The organism is Pseudolysinimonas sp. 10J20-29 (assembly GCF_055809595.1).
Window position 1 is genome coordinate 2,412,603 of the sequence record NZ_CM147917.1, and the last position, 20,204, is coordinate 2,432,806.

Annotated in this window: 21 protein-coding genes; 6 read left to right on the forward strand and 15 right to left on the reverse strand. The window is 69.3% G+C overall.

Translation table 11 applies throughout. The features are described from left to right. Positions 1 to 90 precede the first annotated feature (90 nt). The 5 genes from AC0L6Y_RS11675 to AC0L6Y_RS11695 all read left to right on the forward strand — a co-directional run bounded on the left by AC0L6Y_RS11675 (position 91) and on the right by AC0L6Y_RS11695 (position 4,046). Positions 91 to 1,566 carry a DUF2254 domain-containing protein gene (locus AC0L6Y_RS11675; RefSeq protein ID WP_473552565.1) on the forward strand — a complete coding sequence of 492 codons (1,476 nt, stop codon included), beginning with the start codon at positions 91 to 93 and terminating at the stop codon, positions 1,564 to 1,566. Then, positions 1,529 to 1,789: a phosphoribosylformylglycinamidine synthase subunit PurS gene (purS, locus tag AC0L6Y_RS11680; RefSeq protein WP_473552567.1), complete on the forward strand. Its 261-nt coding sequence runs from the start codon at positions 1,529 to 1,531 to the stop codon at positions 1,787 to 1,789. Before AC0L6Y_RS11675 ends, purS begins: the two co-directional genes overlap by 38 nt. Beyond that, a complete protein-coding gene (gene purQ, locus AC0L6Y_RS11685; protein ID WP_473552569.1) occupies positions 1,789 to 2,487 on the forward strand; it encodes a phosphoribosylformylglycinamidine synthase subunit PurQ in 699 nt (232 codons plus the stop codon). The genes purS and purQ overlap by 1 nt, the downstream gene beginning before the upstream one ends. After that, positions 2,484 to 2,939 carry a DUF3817 domain-containing protein gene (locus AC0L6Y_RS11690; RefSeq protein ID WP_473552572.1) on the forward strand — a complete coding sequence of 152 codons (456 nt, stop codon included), beginning with the start codon at positions 2,484 to 2,486 and terminating at the stop codon, positions 2,937 to 2,939. The genes purQ and AC0L6Y_RS11690 overlap by 4 nt, the downstream gene beginning before the upstream one ends. A 126-nt stretch (positions 2,940 to 3,065) precedes the next feature. Further along, the gene (locus AC0L6Y_RS11695) at positions 3,066 to 4,046 is read left to right on the forward strand and encodes a LacI family DNA-binding transcriptional regulator (protein WP_473552575.1); all 981 of its coding nucleotides are present in this window, start codon (positions 3,066 to 3,068) and stop codon (positions 4,044 to 4,046) included. Here AC0L6Y_RS11695 and AC0L6Y_RS11700 read toward each other — a convergent pair. The 8 genes from AC0L6Y_RS11700 to AC0L6Y_RS11735 all read right to left on the reverse strand — a co-directional run bounded on the left by AC0L6Y_RS11700 (position 4,033) and on the right by AC0L6Y_RS11735 (position 11,589). Further along, complete coding sequence (locus AC0L6Y_RS11700; protein WP_473552577.1) at positions 4,033 to 4,920, reverse strand: ABC transporter permease; 888 nt, start codon at positions 4,918 to 4,920, stop codon at positions 4,033 to 4,035. The two genes, AC0L6Y_RS11695 and AC0L6Y_RS11700, sit on opposite strands and share 14 nt — an antisense overlap. An 83-nt stretch (positions 4,921 to 5,003) precedes the next feature. Continuing rightward, positions 5,004 to 6,161: an ABC transporter permease gene (locus AC0L6Y_RS11705; protein ID WP_473552581.1), complete on the reverse strand. Its 1,158-nt coding sequence runs from the start codon at positions 6,159 to 6,161 to the stop codon at positions 5,004 to 5,006. Next, a complete protein-coding gene (locus AC0L6Y_RS11710) occupies positions 6,148 to 7,278 on the reverse strand; it encodes an ABC transporter ATP-binding protein (protein ID WP_473552584.1) in 1,131 nt (376 codons plus the stop codon). The genes AC0L6Y_RS11705 and AC0L6Y_RS11710 overlap by 14 nt, the downstream gene beginning before the upstream one ends. Further along, positions 7,196 to 7,732 (reverse strand): ATP-binding cassette domain-containing protein, encoded by a 537-nt coding sequence (locus tag AC0L6Y_RS11715; RefSeq protein WP_473552587.1) that lies wholly within the window; start codon positions 7,730 to 7,732, stop codon positions 7,196 to 7,198. Before AC0L6Y_RS11715 ends, AC0L6Y_RS11710 begins: the two co-directional genes overlap by 83 nt. A 35-nt stretch (positions 7,733 to 7,767) precedes the next feature. Beyond that, positions 7,768 to 8,862 carry a BMP family ABC transporter substrate-binding protein gene (locus AC0L6Y_RS11720; protein WP_473552590.1) on the reverse strand — a complete coding sequence of 365 codons (1,095 nt, stop codon included), beginning with the start codon at positions 8,860 to 8,862 and terminating at the stop codon, positions 7,768 to 7,770. Positions 8,863 to 8,931: 69 nt separating this feature from the next. Further along, positions 8,932 to 9,705 (reverse strand): 5-formyltetrahydrofolate cyclo-ligase, encoded by a 774-nt coding sequence (locus AC0L6Y_RS11725; protein ID WP_473552594.1) that lies wholly within the window; start codon positions 9,703 to 9,705, stop codon positions 8,932 to 8,934. A gap of 261 nt (positions 9,706 to 9,966) precedes the next feature. Next, positions 9,967 to 10,389 carry a DUF1801 domain-containing protein gene (locus tag AC0L6Y_RS11730; protein WP_473552597.1) on the reverse strand — a complete coding sequence of 141 codons (423 nt, stop codon included), beginning with the start codon at positions 10,387 to 10,389 and terminating at the stop codon, positions 9,967 to 9,969. A gap of 9 nt (positions 10,390 to 10,398) precedes the next feature. Next, positions 10,399 to 11,589 carry a mechanosensitive ion channel family protein gene (locus AC0L6Y_RS11735; protein WP_473552599.1) on the reverse strand — a complete coding sequence of 397 codons (1,191 nt, stop codon included), beginning with the start codon at positions 11,587 to 11,589 and terminating at the stop codon, positions 10,399 to 10,401. Between the two features lie 111 nt (positions 11,590 to 11,700). Between AC0L6Y_RS11735 and purL the strand changes: the two genes are divergently transcribed. Continuing rightward, positions 11,701 to 14,004 (forward strand): phosphoribosylformylglycinamidine synthase subunit PurL, encoded by a 2,304-nt coding sequence (gene purL / locus AC0L6Y_RS11740; protein WP_473552601.1) that lies wholly within the window; start codon positions 11,701 to 11,703, stop codon positions 14,002 to 14,004. Here the strand turns inward: purL and AC0L6Y_RS11745 are convergent. Genes AC0L6Y_RS11745 through AC0L6Y_RS11775 form a run of 7 tightly spaced genes read right to left on the reverse strand, consistent with a single transcriptional unit; the run spans position 14,001 to position 20,204 of the window. Next, positions 14,001 to 14,849, reverse strand: coding sequence for a fumarylacetoacetate hydrolase family protein (locus tag AC0L6Y_RS11745; protein ID WP_473552603.1), 849 nt, complete (start codon positions 14,847 to 14,849; stop codon positions 14,001 to 14,003). The two genes, purL and AC0L6Y_RS11745, sit on opposite strands and share 4 nt — an antisense overlap. Beyond that, entirely contained in the window at positions 14,846 to 15,217 is a 372-nt protein-coding gene (locus AC0L6Y_RS11750; RefSeq protein ID WP_473552605.1) for a RidA family protein, read from the reverse strand. The genes AC0L6Y_RS11745 and AC0L6Y_RS11750 overlap by 4 nt, the downstream gene beginning before the upstream one ends. A gap of 29 nt (positions 15,218 to 15,246) precedes the next feature. Continuing rightward, complete coding sequence (locus tag AC0L6Y_RS11755; protein WP_473552608.1) at positions 15,247 to 16,872, reverse strand: ABC transporter ATP-binding protein; 1,626 nt, start codon at positions 16,870 to 16,872, stop codon at positions 15,247 to 15,249. Continuing rightward, complete coding sequence (locus AC0L6Y_RS11760; RefSeq protein ID WP_473552610.1) at positions 16,869 to 17,300, reverse strand: amidohydrolase family protein; 432 nt, start codon at positions 17,298 to 17,300, stop codon at positions 16,869 to 16,871. The genes AC0L6Y_RS11755 and AC0L6Y_RS11760 overlap by 4 nt, the downstream gene beginning before the upstream one ends. Further along, the gene (locus tag AC0L6Y_RS11765; protein ID WP_473552612.1) at positions 17,297 to 18,418 is read right to left on the reverse strand and encodes an amidohydrolase family protein; all 1,122 of its coding nucleotides are present in this window, start codon (positions 18,416 to 18,418) and stop codon (positions 17,297 to 17,299) included. Before AC0L6Y_RS11765 ends, AC0L6Y_RS11760 begins: the two co-directional genes overlap by 4 nt. Further along, the gene (locus AC0L6Y_RS11770) at positions 18,415 to 19,248 is read right to left on the reverse strand and encodes an ABC transporter permease (protein ID WP_473552615.1); all 834 of its coding nucleotides are present in this window, start codon (positions 19,246 to 19,248) and stop codon (positions 18,415 to 18,417) included. Before AC0L6Y_RS11770 ends, AC0L6Y_RS11765 begins: the two co-directional genes overlap by 4 nt. Beyond that, positions 19,245 to 20,204, reverse strand: coding sequence for an ABC transporter permease (locus AC0L6Y_RS11775; protein ID WP_473552617.1), 960 nt, complete (start codon positions 20,202 to 20,204; stop codon positions 19,245 to 19,247). Before AC0L6Y_RS11775 ends, AC0L6Y_RS11770 begins: the two co-directional genes overlap by 4 nt.

The window sequence follows — 20,204 nt, forward strand, 5'->3', positions numbered from 1 at the left end:
TGTCTCTTTGCCTCCATCGACGACGAGCGGGCGAACCGTATCCGGGCGACCGCTCCGGAGCGCGCGGGCCCGCCGACTAGACTCCGGCGCATGGGCGATCGACGACTCCGTCAACGCTGGGATCGGCTCCGCGAGGCTGTCCAGAGCCGGGTGTGGCCCCTGCCGACCGCGGCGATCGTGGCCGGGGTCATCCTCGGTGTCGCCCTGCCCGAGCTCGACCGGGTGCTCGACCCGATCGTCCCCGAGTGGCTCGGCGCCCTCCTGTTCGCGGGCGCCCCGGACTCGGCCCGCGCGATGCTCTCCTCGATCGCCGGCTCGCTCATCACGGTCACCTCGCTGACGTTCTCGCTCACCGTCGTCGCCCTGCAGCTGGCGAGCAGCCAGGCCTCGCCGCGACTGCTGCGGATGTTCGCCAGCGACCGCCGCGTGCACGCCACGCTGGCGATGTTCCTCGGCACCTTCGCCTTCGCGATGACGGTGCTGCGCTCGGTGCGCTCGGCCGACGAGAGCGTCGTCAACGACACCGGCTTCGTCCCGCGCCTGGCGGTGAGCCTGACCTTCGTGCTGATGCTCGCCGCGGTCGTCACCCTGACGCTGTTCCTGGCTCACCTGGCGACGCGTCTGCGGGTGGAGACGATGCTGCGGGATGTGCACGGCGAGACGACGCGCACCGTCCGCGCGCTCTACTCCGAGGAGCCGCCGACCGACGACGCGCACGACCTCCCGGCCGAGCCCGACGAGCGTCGGCTCACCCTCGCCACCCGTTCCGGGTTCCTGGTCGGCGTCGACCGCACCGCACTGCGCGGCGTCGCCGTGCGCGACAACCTGGTGATCTCGGTCGACACGGCCGTCGGCGACGACGTCATCGAGGGCGCACCGATCGCATCCTGGTGGCCGCGCGACCCGATGGAGGGACCGCGACCGGATGACGCGGAGGCGACCGAGCGGATCGACGCCGCCATCGCCCGCGCCCACCTCGTCGAGTACGAGCGCACCTCGGTGCAGGATGTCGGCTTCGGCATCCGGCAGCTGGTCGACGTGGCCGTGAAGGCGCTCTCGCCCGGCGTCAACGACCCGACCACCGCGGTGCACGCCCTCGGGCACGTGTCGAGCGTCGTCGGCGACCTGGTGTCGCGGCCGATCCCCTCGACCGTGGAGCGCGACGAGGACGGCCTCATCCGGGTGGTGGGGCGGCAGCTTCGACCTGGAGGCGATGCTCGACATCGCGATCTCGGGACCGCGCCAGTACGGCGCGGGCGACCTCGAGGTCGCGCTGCGCCTGCTGCGCCTGCTGCGCGAGGTGGCCTGGCGGAGCATCCACCCCGAGCTGGCGGAGGGGATCCGCCGCCGCGCGAGCGAGGTGCTCGCCGCCGCCGAGACCGCCGACCGCACCCGAACCGAGGTGGTGCGACTGACCGCGGCGCGGGCCGCCGTCCTCGACGCGCTGGACGCGCGCTGGCCGGTGCCGGAGATCTCCGCCGACTCGTAGACTGGGGTGGTTCCCACCGCCGACAGACCGGAGTTCGCCGTGCCCACCATCGTCGTCGAGGTCATGCCCAAGCCTGAACTGCTCGACCCCGCCGGCAAGGCCGTCGCGGGAACCCTCAACCGTCTCGGCAAGAGCGAGTTCAGCGGCGTGCGCATCGGCAAGCGCATCGAGCTGAGTGTCGACGGCGAGATCACGGATGCGGTGCTGGCCGACGTGCGCGAGCTCGCCGACGAGCTGCTCTCCAACTCGGTCATCGAGGACGTCGTCTCGATCACCGTCGCCGACGAGGTCACCGCCTGATGCGCGTCGGCGTCATCACCTTCCCCGGCTCGCTCGACGACCGGGACGCGCAGCGCGCGATCCGCCTCGCCGGCGCCGAGCCGGTGGCGCTCTGGCACGGCGAGCACGACCTGCACGGCGTCGACGCGATCGTGCTGCCCGGCGGCTTCAGCTACGGCGACTACCTGCGCTGCGGTGCGATCGCGGCGCGCAGCCCGATCATGGCGGAGGTCATCGACGCCGCGAACGCGGGGATGCCGGTGCTCGGCATCTGCAACGGATTCCAGATCCTGGTCGAGTCGCACCTGCTGCCGGGCGGTCTGATCCACAACGACCACGGCAGCTTCATCTGCCGCGACCAGAAGCTCCGCGTCGAGAACGCCTCCACCGCGTGGACGAACGCCTTCACCGAGGGCCAGGAGATCACCATCCCGCTGAAGAACGGCGAGGGCGGCTACATCGCCAACGATGAGACGCTCGACCGGCTGGAGGGCGAGGGCCTGGTGGCGTTCCGCTACCTGGACGGCAACCCGAACGGCTCTCTGCGTGACATCGCCGGTCTCACGAACGCCCGCGGCAACGTGGTCGGGCTGATGCCGCACCCCGAGCACGCCGTCGAGCCGGGCTTCGGCCCCGACACCGACGTCGCGATGCGCTCCGGCATCGACGGTCTCGGCTTCTTCCGCTCGGTGCTGGAAGCGAGCCTGTCGCGCGCATGACCCCGAAGAAGCTCTTCCGCATCGTCGCGATCGCGGAAGCCATCACCTGGACCCTGCTCATCACCGGCTTAATCCTGCGCGCGACCGCCGACCTGGCGATCGCGGTCACGATCGGCGGAGGCATCCACGGTTTCGTGTTCCTCACCTACGCGGGCATCTCGCTGCTGGTCGGCATCGACCGCCGCTGGAAGCCCGGCCTGGTCGCACTGGCCGTCGTCAGCGCGATCGTGCCGTACGCCACCATCCCGGTGGATGTCTGGCTCGACCGCCGCGGCAAGCTCGACGGCGCCTGGCGCACCGAGCCGGACGCCACGGGCGACCGCACCTTCCTGGACAGCCTGGTGCGCTGGTTCGTGCGCCGCCCGGTCGTGCTCGTGCTGATCTTCGTCGTCGTGCTGATCGCGATCTTCACGATCCTGCTCGTGATCGGCCCTCCCGGCGGCTCGCACTAGGTCAGACGGTGACCTGATGTCGCACATGGCCCCGCCCTCAACGATCGTCGCGACGCGCGCGGAGTGTACGTTGTGAGCATGACCACCGGGGAGCCGCGTCGACCCAGGCTCGCGGACGTTGCGCGGTTGGCTGGCACATCGACGGCGGTGGTGAGCTATGTCATCAACGACGGCCCGCGACCGGTCTCCGCGTCGACTCGCGAACGCGTGCTGAAGGTCATCGCCGAGACCGGCTACCGGCCGAGCAGGGCCGCGCGCGCACTCCGCTCCCAACGGCAATCGTTCATCGGCCTCGTCGTGCCCGGCATGGCCGACCCGTTCTACGTGCAGCTCGCGCAAGAAGTCGAAGCGGCGGCGCTTCGTCGCGGCTACCTGACGATGACCGGGAACTCAGGGTTCAGCACCGATCAGGAGCGAGCCCTGCTCGCGGGCCTGCTCGATGAGGGCGTCGCCGGCGTGATCGTCGCAGGTCTGGGCAATTCACAGGAGCTGCTGTCCCTGCTCTCGACGTCCCCGACGCGTGCTGTCTTCCTGCACAATCGGCCGGAGGGGCTCGACGGCGCGCTTGTCACGGTCGATAACCGCGCCTGGTCTCGACGGGCCACCGACCATCTCTTCGATCACCACGGATTCCCGACCGTCGCCCTGTTGACGCACGAAGACGACGAAGGGCCGGTGGGCGAGCGCACCCGCGGGTGGCGGGATGCCGTGCAGGCCCGTGCGAACGCAGGCGCCGAGCACATCATCCGGTCACGTCACGATCGCCAGAGCGCGTCGCGTGCCATGAGCGAGTGGCTCCCGCTTTCGGATCGCCCCCGAGCCGTTTTCGCCGCGACCGACGAACTCGCCTTCGGTGCGCTTCACGCCGCGGGGAGACTCGGCCTCCGAATTCCCGATGATCTCGCGATCATCTCGTTCGACGGTGTCTTCGAGACCGCGACGACGGTGCCCGAGCTGTCGACCATCACCGAGCCGTTCGAGGAGATGGGCGAGCGCGCCGTGGAGTTGCTGCTGGAGCGCACTGACGACAACGGCGTCCACTACTTCGAGTGCGCCCCCGTGTACCGCGCGAGCTGCGGATGCGCCCCCGGCGTCACGTCCGCGTGAGCCCGCGGCGCCAGCGCTTCAGCCGCTCCCAGCGCGAGGTCTCCATCACCGCGAACTGCTGCCGCCGCTGCGACTCGCGCCAGGCGAAGAGACCGAGACCCACAAGTGTCGCGAGGTACGGAATCGCCTGAACCAGCTGGCTCGGAATGTCCCCGTTGCCCAGTCGAATCGACAGCGCGGCAAAGAATCCAAATACGAGCGATGCCACGCCGACGCCCAACGGCCGCATCCCGCCGAGGAAAATCGCCGCCACGGCGATGAACCCGCGGCCCGCAGTCATGTCTCGGAGGAAGCTCGACACGTACCCCATCGACAAGAACGCCCCCGCCGATCCGGCCAAAGCCCCGGTAATGAGCACGGCCGCATACTGCAAGCGCTTCACATCAACGCCCGCTGTCGAAGCGGCGAGGGGATTCTGGCCGATCGCGCGAATGTGGAGTCCAAAGCGCGAGCGGGCAAGCACGAACGCCATCACTCCCCAGGCGATGAACGCCACGTAGGTCAGGATGTGCTGACCGAGAAGGACGTCGCCGACGAACGGAACGTCGGCGAGCGCCGGAATCTGCACCTCCGGCAGGGTGTTCCCGCCCAGCGAACCGGTCCCCGACTTGTCGCCGAGGACGCTGAAGACGATGAAGGTCGACAGCCCGGCCACGAGGAGGTTCAGCCCGATTCCGACGACAATCGGATCGGCACCGAACTCGAGGTGGAACACGCCCAACAGCAACCCGACCAAGCACCCGGCCGCCACGGCGGCTGTCAACCCCAGCCACACGTTGCCGCTCAGTCCGGCGATGAGAGCGCCCGACGCCGCACCTGCCAGCATCGATCCTTCAAGGGTGATGTTCGGGACGCCCGCGGTCTCGGAGAGCATGCCCCCGATCGCGGCGAGCAGGATGGGCGTCGAGACACGCAGAATGGCGGCGAGGAAGAGCGTCGAAAAGACTGTGTCCCAGATCATGCGAACTCCCGCTTCTCGAGACGCGCAGCGCGTCGTTTCTTGACCACACTCATCACGAACTGGGAGGTCACCAGGAGCACGATCAGGGCCTGGATCACGCTCACGATCTCGGTACCGACGGACATCTCCTGCTCCATGACGTTGCCGCCGACCTTGAGGTAGCTGTAGAACAGCGCGGCGAACGGAATCACGAGCGGGTTGTTGCGCGCCAGGATCGCGATCATGATCCCGTCGAACCCGGTGCTCACGGAGAGCGTGAGGAGCGCCCGCCCATTGACCCCCTCGACAAGGTGCGCGCCGGCGAGTCCGGCGATCGCGCCGCTGATGAGGAACCCGAGGATGATCACTCGCTTGGACTTGATGCCTCCGTAGGCGGCGAACAGGCTGTTGCTGCCCTGAGTGCGCACCTCGTAACCGAATGGAGTCCGCTGGATGATCGCCCACACGGCAACGGTCAGCAGCGGTACCAGGATGAACGCCAAGTTCGCTTGCCCGAACGCGATCCCGGTCACGCTGGTGAGGCTCGGAATGACGCTCTCGTCGGGGAGGTACGCCGACGCGACGCTCGTCGCGCCCTCGGGTGTCAGGTGGCGCGTCAGGATGTACCCGTAGAGCTGGATGAGCACCGTGTTCAGCATCAGGCTCGAGACGAGCTCATTCGCTCCGAGGTACGCCTTCATCCAACCGGGGATGAGCCCGACGATCGCGCCCGCCGTCATGGCCGCGATCATCGGCACAATGATCCCAAATCCGGGTGAGAGCGGGAATCCGAGGCTCACGGCGGTGGCGGCGAGCGCCCCCATATAGAGCTGCCCCTCGGCGCCGAGACTCAGCAGCCCCGAGCGGAACGGGATCGCAACGGAGAGGCCGAGGATCGTCAGCGTCGTGGTGAGCACGATGACCTGGCCGAGTCGCGTCGTCCGGGAGAACGGTCCGGTGAGCAGCCAGTGATACGCCTCGACCGGGTCCTTGCCGACCGCGAGCAGCATGACGAAGCAGATCGCGAGGGCGATGACGATTGTGACGATGACCGCGGCGAAGGCCTCGAGCGTGTCCCGGCGGCGCTGAATGCGAACCGCGGCGCGGTCGGCCTCCCGGTCGTACGACACGAGCGACGCGGCCCCGGTGCTCGTGCTGGTGTCAGTCGGAAGCATGGTCACCGCCCTCGGCCGGGCTGGCGACGGCGCCGAGCATGTGCATCCCGATGATCTCCTCTGTCACGGCGGCGACGTCATCGAACTCGGCGACGACTCGTCCCTGGCGCAGCACGATGAGCCGATCCGAGAGCGAAAGCGCCTCCGTGAGATCGGCCGACACGAGCAGGACGGCCGCTCCCCGATCGCGTGCACCGCGCATCTGCGCGTAGATGAACTCCATGGCCCCGATGTCGACCCCGCGCGTGGGCTGCGCGGCGAGAAGCACCACGGCGTCGTCGTCCAGTTCGCGCGCCACGATGACCTTCTGGATGTTGCCGCCGGAGAGCGAGCCGACCGGCACCTTCGGGTCGGCGGCACGAATCGCAAAGCGGTCGATGAGCCGCTCGCCGTTCTCGTCGACCGCGCGCGTGTCGAGGATCCCGTGTCGCGCGAACGGCGGACGCGTGTACCGGTCGACGATCAGGTTGTCGGCGATCGACTCGGACAGCGCCGCCCCGTTCTTGATCCGGTCCTCCGGGATGTGCCGCAGGCCGAGCTCGCGCCGTTCGCGCACCGACAGCGTCGTCACCTCGGAGCCGGCGATCGTCACGCTGCCCGCCGTCGCGTCGCGCAGGCCGGCGATGGTCTCGATGAGCTCCGTCTGGCCGTTCCCTTCGACGCCGACGATCCCGACGATCTCGCCGCGATGCAGTTCGAAGTCGATGTCGACGGTTGCGGGCTGGCCGAGGTCGTTGAGACAGCTGAGGCCGGTGGCGCGAAGAGCGGTCTCGCCGATGTGCTTCGCGGGAGAGCGCGTCTGCGCCGCCACCGACCGTCCGACCATCAGGGAGGCGAGCTCGCCCTCGGAGGTCGAGTCGGCAGCCACCCGCCCGACGAGGCGACCGGAGCGCATGACGGCGACGTTGTCCGCGACGGACATGACCTCGCGAAGCTTGTGGGAGATGAAGATGACGGTGCGTCCGGATGCCGCGAACTCGCGCAGCGCCCGGAAGAGCTCCGTCGTCTCCTGCGGTGCCAGGACGGCCGTGGGCTCATCGAGCACGAGGATCTGGGCGCCGCGATACAGCGCCTTGAGGATCTCGGCGCGCTTGCAGCATGCCGACCGGAACGTCACGCGCTTTCGCGTTCGGGTCGATCGTGAGCTGGAAGCGACGAGAGAGCTCGGTGACCTCCTCGACCGCGCGTCGACGGTCGAGGAGCCCGTGCTTCATCGGCTCGGCGCCGAGCACGATGTTCTGGGCGAGAGTGAAGGTGGGGACCATCATGAAGCTCTGATGGACCATCCCGATGCCGTGAGCGATCGCATCGTGGGAGGACCCGAGCGCGACCGGCTCGCCGTCGATCGTGATCGAACCGGAACTGGGCCGCTCCATCCCGTAGAGCATCTTCATCAGCGTGGACTTGCCAGCGCCGTTCTCGCCGATGATCGCCTGCACCGTGCCGGGCTCGATGTCGAAGCTGATGTCGGAGCACGCGACGACCCCGTTGGAGTACTCCTTGCTGAGCCGCGAGAACGACAGCCGCGGTGCGGTGGCGCGCCGGGAGGCGGCGGCGGAGACAGACTCCACCGACGCCTCCCGGGTCGTGCGCGTTGACGTCATGTTCAGAATGCAGTTGCAATCGACACGTTGCCAGCCTTGATCGACTCGTAGACCTCGTTGACCAGCTCGGCGACGGAGGCCGGGACCAGCGTGGCGTAGTTGTCGTTCTCGGTGGCGAGGCTCACGCCGCCCTCCGCGATTCCGACGTTCTCCGCGGCACCGTAGACGAGCGCTCCCTCGAGTTCGAGGTTCGCCGCACGCGGCAGAGCCGCGTCGACACCCTTCACCATGGAGGTGAGGATGGTCGCCTTGAGCGCCTCATCCGTCTCGGTCAGGTACTGGTCGGAGTCGACACCGATCGAGTAGAGACCGTGATCGGCCGCCGACTCCATCACACCGGCGCCGGATCCTCCCGCGACACCCCAGACCACCGCGGCACCCGCATCGAACATGCTCGAGGCGATTTCCTTTCCGCGAGCCGGGTCGTTGAAGGCCTTGTCGCCGCCGACGTACTGGACGATGACGTCGCTCTCGGAACCGCCCGCGTCAACGAAGCCGTTGATGAATCCCACGATGAAGTCATTGATGACGGGGATGTCCTGCCCACCGACGATACCCGCCTTGGTGAGACCGTCCGCGTTCGGAAGCGAACCGTCGGCCAGCAGGGTGGCGACCAGGAACCCGACCAGGTAGGAGCCCTCATTCTGCTTGAAGGTCACCGAGTAGACGTTCTCGCACAGGTTGTCGCATCCGACCGCTCCCGTGTAGTCCGGCGGTGCGTCGTAGACCCAGAACTTCTTGTCGGGGTACTGCGGCGCCACGCGGCCGACGTAGTCGGACATGCTGTAGGAGCCGGCGACGAGGATGTCGTAGTCATCGCCCGCGGCCGCATCAGCGAGTCCCGATTCCCAGGTGCTCTCGTCGTAACCCAGCTCGACCGTCTTGATGTTGTAGCCGAGCTCTTCCGCTTCGGCCAGCCCGCGCGCGGCGGAGTCGATGAAGGACTTGTCCCCCAGCGTTCCGTTGATGACGTACTTGATGGTGAGGCCAGTCGACTCAGTGCTCTCCGAGTCGGCGGCCGACTCAGCAGAACAGCCCGTCAGGGCCGTCGCCGCGATGGCGAGCGCAGCGCTGAGTACCAGAAACCTGCGTTTCATCGTTACTCCCTATGGATTGTGATCGGATTGTGGTGCAGCACCGTCGTGACGGCACGTGTGGAGGCCGAGCTACTCGGCAGACCCGGGCGTTCGCTCCGCATTGAGCATGGCCAGGATCGGGATCGACTCGATCTGGTCGGCTTCGAGAAGACCCCACTGGATTCCCGTCGGCCCGGACTGGGGCGAGGTTGCCCGCAGCGTCTCCGTCTCGGTCACGATGTAGTCGACAGTGGAGTCGGTGGGGGTCATCGGGAGCAGCGCGTCGTCGACGACGCTGAGCGGGTGGACCGTCGTGCAGATGGCGGTCGACTCGTCAACCAGCCCGGCGTCGCGAAGCAGCGCCAGTTCGAGGTCGGCGAAGCCTGCGCCCTTGCCGGTTCGCCCGCCCGCCGGCGTCACCGCGACGGATCCGACGTTGACGATGTCGATGTGGCGCATCTCGTCGAACGGAACCAGCCGCCCGTGCTCGATCGCCCCCTCCATCGTGGATGCGGTCTCGAAGTCAACCCCGTTGCGCGTGAGCTCGGCCGCATCGAGCTCGAGGAAGCACGGGTACACCGCCAACTGCGGGTACGCCATGTAGAGGAGCTTGCCCTCCTGCAGCGCGCGAAGCCTGATCGGAGCCTGACATGCGTCCGGGGTGCACTTGATGACGGTGGCCTGCTTCCAGATCTCGAGGCTCGCGAGTCGGGCCGCGGCGCGGTCCGCGCCCTCAAAGTCCGGGATGGAGCCTCGCGGGTCGCCGTCGACGGCGTTGGCGGTTTCGAGAGCGCTCCAGATCTGCTCACGGAGCTCATCCTTCGCAGGATTCCGCCCAACCCACCGTTCAGATTCGTTTTGCATGGCTGTGAATCTAAACGGTTAGAACGCGCGGTGTCCAACGCAAAGCGACCACGAAACGAGAAAGTAACGAACCGGAACTATGCCGGAAATCCGGCGGTCTAATCGATTAGTAATCCTCACCCCTTGAGGTGCTCCGGCACACGCCTGCGATCGTGCCGCAACAGCCTCACGCCCCCGAAAGTCGGAGAATCGCGCACCTCGTCCACGAGTCGTGGGCGACGGCGCCGAATCTCCGACTTTGCGCGCGGCGGGGACGCGCCGCTAGCGACCGCCCTCGGCCCAGGCCTCGCGGACGAGCCGCTCGAGCACCTGCTCGTCGACCTTGTCGAGGCGGCGAACGTACAGGCAGCCGACCCCGGTCTTGTGCGGGCCGAGCTCGGCCAGCAGCGGCTCCGGCTCGGGGTTGTACGAGTTCTGCAGCCCGTACAGCGAGAGTTGCGCCTTGCGCGGCGAGAAGCCGACGATCGGCCAGTCGCCTTCGCGCCCGCTCGAGGTCGCGTAGTGCTTCGAGCCGAAGCCGACGATCGTCGGCCCCCACATCACCGGCTCGACGCCGGTCGCTCGACGGAAGATCTCCAGCAGCCGCTCGCCCTCGGCTCGTCGGCGCTCATCTTCCACGGATGCCAGGAACTCCTCGACGGGAACGTCGGTCGGCAGGGTCGTGTTGTCGTTGCGAGAACTCATGATGCCTCCTCACTCCTTCGTGGGTGACGCGGTTCCCTCTGATCGTACGACGGGCATCGACTGGGTGTAACTCTGCTGCCGCTGGTCGCCCTCGGCGCTGCCGCTGAACATGCCGGAGTGCTCCTCGCCGGCCTTCGACCGCACGGCCCGCTTGGGCGCTTCCACCATCTCGACGCGCGTGCGGGGCACCCCGGCCGGGGACTTCGCCTGCAGCCACTCGACCATCGCCTCGCGGACGTTGCAGCGCAGGTCCCAGAGCGCCCCCGAGTTGGCGGCGGTGACGGTAATGCGCACGCGCACGAAGCCGGCGGTCGCGTCGGTGATCTGCAGCACCGCGCTGCGCTTGTCCCAGAGCGGATCCGCCTCCACGACGCGCTGGAGCTCGGCGCGCATCGCCGAGGGCGAGACACGCCAGTCCAGGTCGAACTCGACCGAGCCCAGGATCTGGGTGCCGGAGCGGGTCCAGTTCTCGAACGGCGTCGTCGTGAAGTAGGTGGACGGGAGCACCAGGCGGCGGTCGTCCCAGATGTGCACGACGATGTAGGTGAGGGTGATCTCCTCGATGCGGCCCCACTCGCCCTCCACCACGACGACGTCGTCGACGCGGATCCCGTCGGTGAAGGCCAGCTGAAGACCGGCAAACACGTTCGACAGCGCCGACTGCGCCGCGATGCCGGCGACGACGCTGACGAGACCGGCCGACGCCAGCAGGCTGGCCCCGTAGGCCTCGACCCCCTCGAAGGTGAGCAGGATGGCGCCGACGGTGACGACCGCGACCAGGACGAAGGCGAGGCGACGCAGGATCGCGACCTGCGTGTGCACACGGCGAGCGCGACGGTTGTCGACGACGTCGACGGGGTAGCGCGCGAGGGTTCGCGCGAAGAGGAACCCGATCACGCCGGCGGTGAGCCACCCGGCGCAGGCGATGATCGCGATCTGCAGGCCGTGCTCGATCCAGGATCGGAGCGTCTCCCAGTCCTCACCGAGCGGCATGAACGCCGTCATGATGAGCAACGCCGCCGCGAGCAGCAGCGCGCGGAACGGCCGCCGGATCCGTCCGAGATTCCTGGGATCCCATCCGGCGCGCTTCGCGATGAAGCGGAACGGCAGGGTGACCAGCGCGACCACCACCACGACAAGAACGGCGACGCCGACAACGACGATCGCAAAGGTCAACCAGGGGTCCCAATCGGCGGGCATAGTCCTCCAGACTTCGGGCAGTTCTTCCACGGTAGCCCGAGCCGCGGCGCGTTCGCGCGCGCTCGGTAGGATGGGCGGTGAACTTCCCCCCGCGAACGGAGCCCAGGCCGCGTGACTGACACCACCGCTGCGACCGCCCCCGCGTCCCCTGTCGTCGACTCGGTCGACAACGCACGGGCGACGCCGGAGAAGGAGCAGCCCTACGCCGCGCTCGGGCTCAAGCCCGACGAGTACGAGCAGATCAAGCAGATCCTCGGCCGCCGCCCCACGAGCGGCGAGCTCGCCATGTACTCGGTCATGTGGAGCGAGCACTGCTCCTACAAGTCGAGCAAGGTCTGGCTGCGCCAGTTCGGGCAGAAGGTCAGCCCCGAGATGACCAAGGACCTCATGGTCGGCATGGGCGAGAACGCGGGCGTCATCGACATCGGCGAAGGCTGGGCGGTCACCTTCAAGATCGAGAGTCACAACCACCCGAGCTACATCGAGCCGTTCCAGGGCGCCGCGACCGGCGTCGGCGGCATCGTGCGCGACATCATCTCGATGGGCGCACGCCCCGTCGCGGTCATGGATGCGCTGCGCTTCGGCGCCGTCGACCACCCCGACACCGCGCGCGTGCTGCCGGGCGTCGTCAGCGGCATCAGCTTCTACGCCAACTGCCTGGGCCTGCCGAACATCGGCGGCGAGACCTGGTTCGACCCGGTGTATCAGGCCAACCCGCTCGTCAACGCGCTTGCGGTCGGCGTACTGCGCCACGAGGACCTGCACCTGGCGAACGCCCGCGGCGCGGGCAACAAGGTCGTGCTGTTCGGCGCCCGCACCGGCGGCGACGGCATCGGCGGCGCGTCGATCCTCGCCTCCGACACCTTCAGCGAGGGCGGCCCCACCAAGCGACCCGCCGTGCAGGTGGGCGACCCGTTCGCCGAGAAGGTGCTCATCGAGTGCTGTCTGGAGCTGTTCCAGGGCGACCTGGTGGAAGGCATCCAGGATCTCGGGGCGGCCGGCATCTCGTGCGCGACCAGCGAGCTCGCCAGCAACGGCGACGGCGGCATGCAGGTCTCGCTCGACGACGTGCTGCTGCGCGACCCCTCGCTCACGGCGGAGGAGATCCTCATGTCGGAGAGCCAGGAGCGCATGATGGCGATCGTGCGGCCCGAGAAGCTCGAGGGCTTCCTGGCCGTCACCAGCAAATGGGATGTCGAGACCAGCGTGCTCGGCGAGGTCACCGACACCGGCCGCCTGATCATCACCTGGCACGGCGAGACCATCGTCGACGTCGACCCGCGCACCGTGGCGGTCGACGGCCCGGTCTACAACCGGCCGATCGCGTACCCGAGCTGGATCGACGCGGTGCAGGCCGACTCGGCCGCGAACCTGCCGCGCCCGAGCGACGGCGATGGCATCCGCGCGCAGGTGCTGGCCCTGCTCGGCAGCGCCAACCTGGGCGACGCGAGCGTCATCACCAGCCAGTACGACAAGTACGTCATGGGCAACACGGCGCTCAGCTACCCCGACGACGCGGGCATGGTGCGCGTCAACGAGACCTCCGGCCTCGGCTTCGCCGTCGCGACGGATGCCAACGGCCGCTACTGCTACCTCGACCCGTACCAGGGTGCGCAGCTCGCCCTCGCCGAGGCGTACCGCAACGTCGCCACGACCGGGGCGAAGCCGGCCGCCGTCTCCGACTGCCTCAACTTCGGCTCGCCGGAGAACCCCGAGGTGATGTGGCAGTTCTCGAAGGCCGTCGAAGGTCTCGCCGACGGCTGCCTGGAGCTCGGCATCCCGGTGACGGGCGGCAACGTCAGCTTCTACAACCAGACCGGCGATGTGCCGATCCACCCGACGCCGGTGGTCGCGGTGCTCGGCACCATCGACGACGTCGCGCGCCGCGTGCCCTCCGGCTGGCAGGACCCGGGCGACAACCTGTACCTGCTCGGCACGACGGCGCTCGAGCTCGACGGCTCCGCCTGGGCCGGCGTGATCCACGACCACCTCGGCGGTCGCCCGCCGGCGGTCGACCTCGCTCGCGAGAAGGAGCTCGGCGAGCTGCTCGCCGCGGGCGCGCACGAGGGCCTGTTCAACGCCGCCCACGACCTCAGCGACGGCGGCCTCGCGACCGCGCTCGCGGAGGGCGTGCTGCGCTTCGGCGTCGGCGCGCGCGTGTGGCTCGACGACCTGATCGCGCGCGACGGCGTCGATGCGGCGACCGCGCTGTTCAGCGAGTCGACCGGCCGCGTGCTGGTGGCCGTGCCGCGCGAGGAGGACGTCAAGTTCACGCGCCTGTGCGAGGGCCGCGGCTACCCGGTGCTGCGCATCGGCGTCACCGACAGCGAACCGACCCTGGAGGTCCAGGGCCAGTTCAGCCTGTCGGTCGACGAGCTGCGCGGCGCGCACACGAGCGCGCTCGCGCGGTTCTAACGCGCCGCGACGAACTCCTGGCGGGCGTAGCCGAGACCCTCGATCTCCAGCTCCACGATGTCGCCGGCGACCAGGTACGGCGTGCCCGGCAGTCCGAGCGCGACCCCGGCCGGGGTGCCGGTGTTGATGACGTCGCCCGGGTTCAGCACCATGAACTGCGACAGATACCAGACGATGTGCCGGATCGAGAAGATCATGTTCGACGTGGTGCCCGTCTGCCGCTCGACGCCGTTGACGCGGAGCCAGAGCCCGAGCTTCTGCGGGTCCGGAATCTCGTCGGCGGGGACGAGCACCGGACCGAAGGGGTTGAACGTCTCACAGCTCTTGCCCTTGTCCCACTGGCCCCCGCGCTCGAGCTGGAACTCGCGCTCCGACACGTCGTGCGAGATCGCGTAGCCGGCGATCACCGCGTCGGCGTCCTTCTCGGCATCCAGGTAGCGGGCGGTGCTCCCGATCACGATGCCGAGCTCCACCTCCCAGTCGGTCTTCTCCGAGCCGCGCGGGATCGCCACGCTGTCGAAGGGCCCGACCATCGTCGACGGGTCCTTCATGAAGATGACCGGCTCGTGCGGAACGGTGGCGCCGGTCTCCTGAGCGTGGTCCAGGTAGTTGAGTCCGACGCAGACGATCTTGCCGGGGCGCGCGATCGGCGCCCCGACTCGCATCGACGCGGCGCCGGGCAGAACCGGCAGATCGGTCGCCGCGCGCGCCCGGTCGAGACCGCCGGAGGCGAGGAACGCGCCGTCGATCTCCGGCGTCAGCGACCGCAGGTCGTAGCTGACCCCCTCACGCTGCAGGACGGGGATCTCGGAGCCGAGATCCCCGAGCCGTGCGAATCCGCTCACGGGATCGCGATGATCGCGTCGATCTCGACGTCGAATCCGCGCAGCGCGACCTCGATGGTGGTGCGCACGGGGAACGGCTCGACGAAGAACTCCTTGGCGATCTCGTTGAACTCGGCGAAGTCGTCCAGCGAGCGCAGGTAGACGCCGTAGCGCAGCGCGTGCTCGAGCGAGGTGCCCGCGGCCTCCGCGTTGGCCTGCAGGTTGCCGAAGGTGAGGCGCACCTGGTCGGCGAAGGTCTCTCCGACGCGCGTGCCCTCGGCGTCGAACGGACCCTGGCCGGCGAGGTAGAGCACGCCGTTGTGGATCATTCCGGGCGAGTACGGGCCGGCGGGCGGCGGGGAGGCGGGCGAGGCGATGCGTGTGCGCATGGTGCTGATTTCTCTTTCGGTGTTGACGGTCAGGCGACCGGACGGACCCGCGGCACGGCCGCGAGCAGTTTCTGGGTGTAGGGATGTGCGGGCGCGGTGAGCACGTCGGCGACGGGCCCGTGCTCGACGACGGTTCCCCCGTTCATGACATAGACGTCGTCGCAGAAGCGCGCCACGACCCCCATGTCGTGCGTGATCATCAGCACGGCCATGCCGAGGTTGTCGGCGAGCGACCCGAGAGTCTCGAGCACGGCGGCCTGCACGGTGACGTCGAGCGCGCTCGTGGCCTCGTCGGCGATCAGCAGCGCCGGGCGCGAGGAGATCGCCATCGCGATCATGACGCGCTGCTGCATCCCGCCGCTGAGTTCGTGCGGGTAGCGGTCGAATACGCGCTCGGCGTCGCGGATGCCGACGGTCTGGAGGGTGTCCACGACCACCGGGCGGGCGGCCGATTTCGAGTACGGGTGGTGCGCGCGCAGCACGTCGACGATCTGCTCCCCCACGGTGAACACCGGGTTGAGGGTCGACATCGGGTCCTGGAAGATCATCGAGATCTCGGCTCCGCGCACCTGCCGCAGGCGCGACGCGGGGGCGGTGAGCAGGTCTTCGCCGCGGTACCGGATCGCCGAGTCGTCGGAGTAGCTCATGATGCGCTCGTCGTTCAGCCGCAGAATCGACATCGCCGTCACCGACTTGCCGGAGCCGGACTCGCCGATGATGCCGACGCGACGGCCCGCGGGCACGGCGATCGACACCCCGTCCACCGCGTGGCCCGGGGCGCCCTCGAAGCGGATGCGAAGGTCGTCGATCTCAAGCAGGTCGCTCACGGGGTTCCCTCCACCAGGTCGATCGGGCTGGTCAGGTCGGCGCGGACCTTCGAGACGGCGTGACGCGAGGCCGGGTCGGGATCGAGCACCGCATCCAGCAGCGCCTTCGTGTACGGGTGCTGCGGGTTGTCGAACACCTCGTCCACCGGCCCGGTCTCGACCACGCGACCGAGGTACATCACGGCGACCCGGTGGCACATGCGGCGCACGATTCCGAGGTTGTGGGCGATGAACAGGTAGGCCTGCCCCTGGTCGCGCTCGCAGCTCCTCGAGCAGGTCGAGCACCTGCGCCTGCACCGACACGTCGAGGGCGGAGGTCGGCTCGTCGCAGACGATCAGCCGCGGCGAGAGCCCGACGGCGCGCGCGATGGCGATGCGCTGGCGCTGGCCGCCGGAGAACTGGTGCGGGTAGCGCGCGGCCACCTCGGCGGGCAGCCCGACACGTTCGAGCAGGCTCGCGACCATGGGTCGCACCTCGGCGCGGTCGACGACGCGGTGCGTGACGAGCGGCTCCGCGATCTGCGCGCCCACCGTCATCCGCGGGTCGAGCGTCGCGTACGGGTCTTGGAAGATCATCTGCAGCCGCGGTCGGAGCTCCCGGAACGAGCGCGCGCGCAGTCCGCGCAGTTCGTGATCCTCGAACCGGATGCTTCCGGTGAAGTCCTGGAGCCCCATCACGGCGCGCGCGATCGACGACTTGCCGGAGCCGGACTCGCCGACCAGCCCGAGCGTCTCGCCCGGGGCCAGGGTCAGGCTCACACCGTCGACGGCGGGACGGCCGGTGCCGTAGTCGACGACGAGGTTGTCGACGGTCAAGAGCGCGGTCATCGCTGCCTCCTCAGTAGGGCGCCGGGCCGGGCGCCGGTCGCGACCCCGTCGCGCACGACGTGCTGGCCCGCGACGATCACGTGGTGGATTCCTGCGGGCGGCACGAGCGGCTCCGCGTAGCTGGCCCGGTCGGCGATCCGGGCGGGGTCGAGCACGACGATGTCGGCGACGCGACCGGCGGCGAGGACGCCCCGATCGAGCCCGAGTCGGGCGGCCGGCTTGGCGGTCATCTTGTGCACGATCGCGCCGAGCGGCATCCCCGCGTCGGCGAGCTCGCGAAAGGCGCGCGGGAAGGTGCCGATCGAGCGCGGGTGCGGCACGTTGTGGTGATGGTCGAGCGCCAGCGCGGATCCGTCGGAGGCCACGCTGACGAGAGGATCGGCGAGGACGCGCGCGGCGTCCTCGGGTCGGGTTCCGACCACGATCATGTCGACGTTGCCGTCCGCCTCGACGAGCAGGCGCTCGGCGACGGCGGCCCAGTCCTCGTGCGCGGCGGCGAGCGCGGCGAGGTCGTGCCCGACCTCGGGGGCGCCCGCGCGAGCCCGGGCGATCGTGATCGCGCTCGCGTCGAACTCCTGCGCGGAGCGCAGCGCCGCGGCCAGCGAGCCCGGCTCAGCCTCCGCCAGGGCGAGGATGTCGGCGACGCCCGCGGAGCGGAGCTCGGAGGGCAGCGCTGCAGCAGCGTCGTGTGCCCGGCGAGATACGGGTAGGCGTCCGCCTCGACGTCGACCTCGGTGGCGGCCAGCAGCTCGAAGGCGCGCTCGATCGCGCTGCCGTCGTCGTTCAGCGAGCGCAGGTGCGAGATCTCGAGCGGCACCTCGGCGGCCCGCGCGAGCCGCAGGACCTCGTCGATGGCGCCGGGCAGACCGGCCTGGCTGTAGGCCCGCAGGTGCGACGCGAGCAGACCGCCCGCGGCACGGAGCTCGCCGAGCAGCCCGAGCAGCTCCCGCTCGTCGCTGCCCTCGCCCGGTGCGTACATGAAGCCGAGGCTCATGCCCCAGAAGCCCTGCGCGAGCGCTTCCGTCAGCAGGGACTGCATCGCGGCGCGCCCGGTCGCGTCGGCAGCGCCGACCCGAAGCCCCATCACCGCATGGCGCAGACTGCCGTGGCCGAGGAGGGGCACCAGGTTGGTGGCCCCCGGGGTCTGGTCGAGCACCTCGAGGTAGCTCGCCGTGTCGTGCCAGGCGAGCTCGAGGTCGGGAACCGTGTCGATCGGGCCGATGACGGTGCGGAACTCGGCGAGGTCCCGCCCGAGCGGGGCCGGGCTCATTCCGCAGTTGCCGATCACCTCGGTGGTGATGCCCTGCAGGGCGCGGCTGGCCGCATCCGGCGACGAGATCCGGCCCAGATCGGAGTGGGTGTGGATGTCGACGAAGCCAGGCGCGACCAGCATCCCCGTCGCGTCGAGACGTTCGGCCTCGACCGCGGCGCCGGGCGCCAGGAGGTCGACGACGACGCCGTCGCGCACCAGCACGTCGCGCGCGATCGGCTCGGCTCCCGTGCCGTCGGCGACGAGGCCTCCGGCGATCAGAACTGCGGGGGTCACGCCGTCCTCCGTCTCCGAAGCGGGTTCGACCACTCCGCGGCGAGATCGCCGGCCCACATCAGGAGCGCCGCCACCAGCGTGATCGTCAGACCCGCGACGACCGCGTAGGCGGGCGAGGTGACGTAGTAGTCCTTGGACGACTCGAGGATCGTGCCCCAGGTCGCGTCCGGCAGGGACACGCCGAGCCCGAGATAGCTGAGGCCGGTCTCGATGAGGATCGCCTCGGCGGCCAGCTGCGGCGCCAGGGTGAAGATCGGCCCGGCGGCGTTCGGCAGGATGTGGCGCCCCAGCGTGCGCAGCGGCCCGATCCCGGTGACCCGGACCGCGACGACGAACTCGCGTTCGCGCAGCGCCAGCGTCTGCCCGCGCACGAGCTGGAACACGCGCGGGAAGAACAGGAATCCGATGATCCCGACGAGCGTGGTGCTGGTGGTGCCGAAGCTCGCCACGATGAGGATGGCGAAGAGGATGAGTGGGAAGGCGAGCGTGGCCGCCGAGACGCTGGAGAGGATCCCGTCGAACAGCCGCCCGGCGTAGCCGGCGAGCAGGCCCGTGGGGATGCCGAGGACCAGCGCGACCAGCACGCTGCCGATCGCGATGACCAGCTCCAGCCGCGTGGCGTACAGGATGCGCGCGAGCACGTCGGCTCCCGCATCGTCGGTGCCGAAGGGGTGCGCCCACGACGGTGCCTGCAGGATCTGCGTCGCATCGATCGCGGTCGGGTTGTACGGGGTGAAGAGCTGAGGTGCCACCGCGATCGCGACCAGGAGCAGGGCCGCGGCCAGGAGCACGGCCCGCGCGAGGCCGAGGGAGCGGAGTCGGGCGATCATCGGGTAATCCTTGGGTCGACCAGGCGGTAGGCGATGTCGGCGAGGTATCCCACCAGGAGCACCACCGCGGTGGTGAGGAGCACGGCGGACTGCACGACCTGGTAGTCGCGGTTCAGCACGCTCGAGAGCAGGAGCTGCCCGAGGCCGCCCAGGCCGAAGACGGCCTCCACCAGCACGGCGCCTCCGACAAGCGCACCGATCTGCACGCCGACGATCGTGATCATCGGCAGCACCGCGTTCTTGGCGGCGTAGCGGAACAGCCGGCGGGCGGGCGAGATGCCCATCGCGAGGCTGGTGCGCATGTAGTCCTGGCGCAGCACGTCCGAGGCCTCCGCATAGACGAAGCGGGTGAGCACGCCGGTGAGGAACACCGACAGCGTCGCGACGGGCAGAACCATGTGGCGGACGAACTCGACGAGATCCGTCCCCGGGGCGACGTAGCCGCCCGAGGGGAGCACGCGCAGCGTGACCGAGAACACGATGATCAGCAGCAGACCGAACCACACGCCCGGGAGCGCGATCGACACGGTGGTGATGCCGCGGACGAGCCGGTCGACGATGCCGTTGGCGCGGCTGGCGGCGATGATGCCGAGCAGGATCGAGAGCGGAACCGACACGGCCACCGACAGGCCGATCAGCCACAGCGTGCTGGGGATCGCCCCGGCGATCAGCTCGACGACGGCGACGCCGTTGCGGCTCGACTCGCCCAGATTGCCCTGGAGGATCTCGCTCAGCCACAGCCAGTACTGCACGGGCCACGGCTGGTCGAGGCCCATCGACTCGCGCAGCGCGGCGAGTGTTGCGGCGGCGTCGGGCCGCCCCGCCTGGGAACCCAGCAGCAGAGCCGCCGGGTCCCCGGGCGTGAGGCGGAGCGCAAGGAAGACCATGATCGACACCAGCAGGAGCACCAGCATCAGCCGGGCAGCCTGGATTCCGATCCGTTTCATGATGTTCAT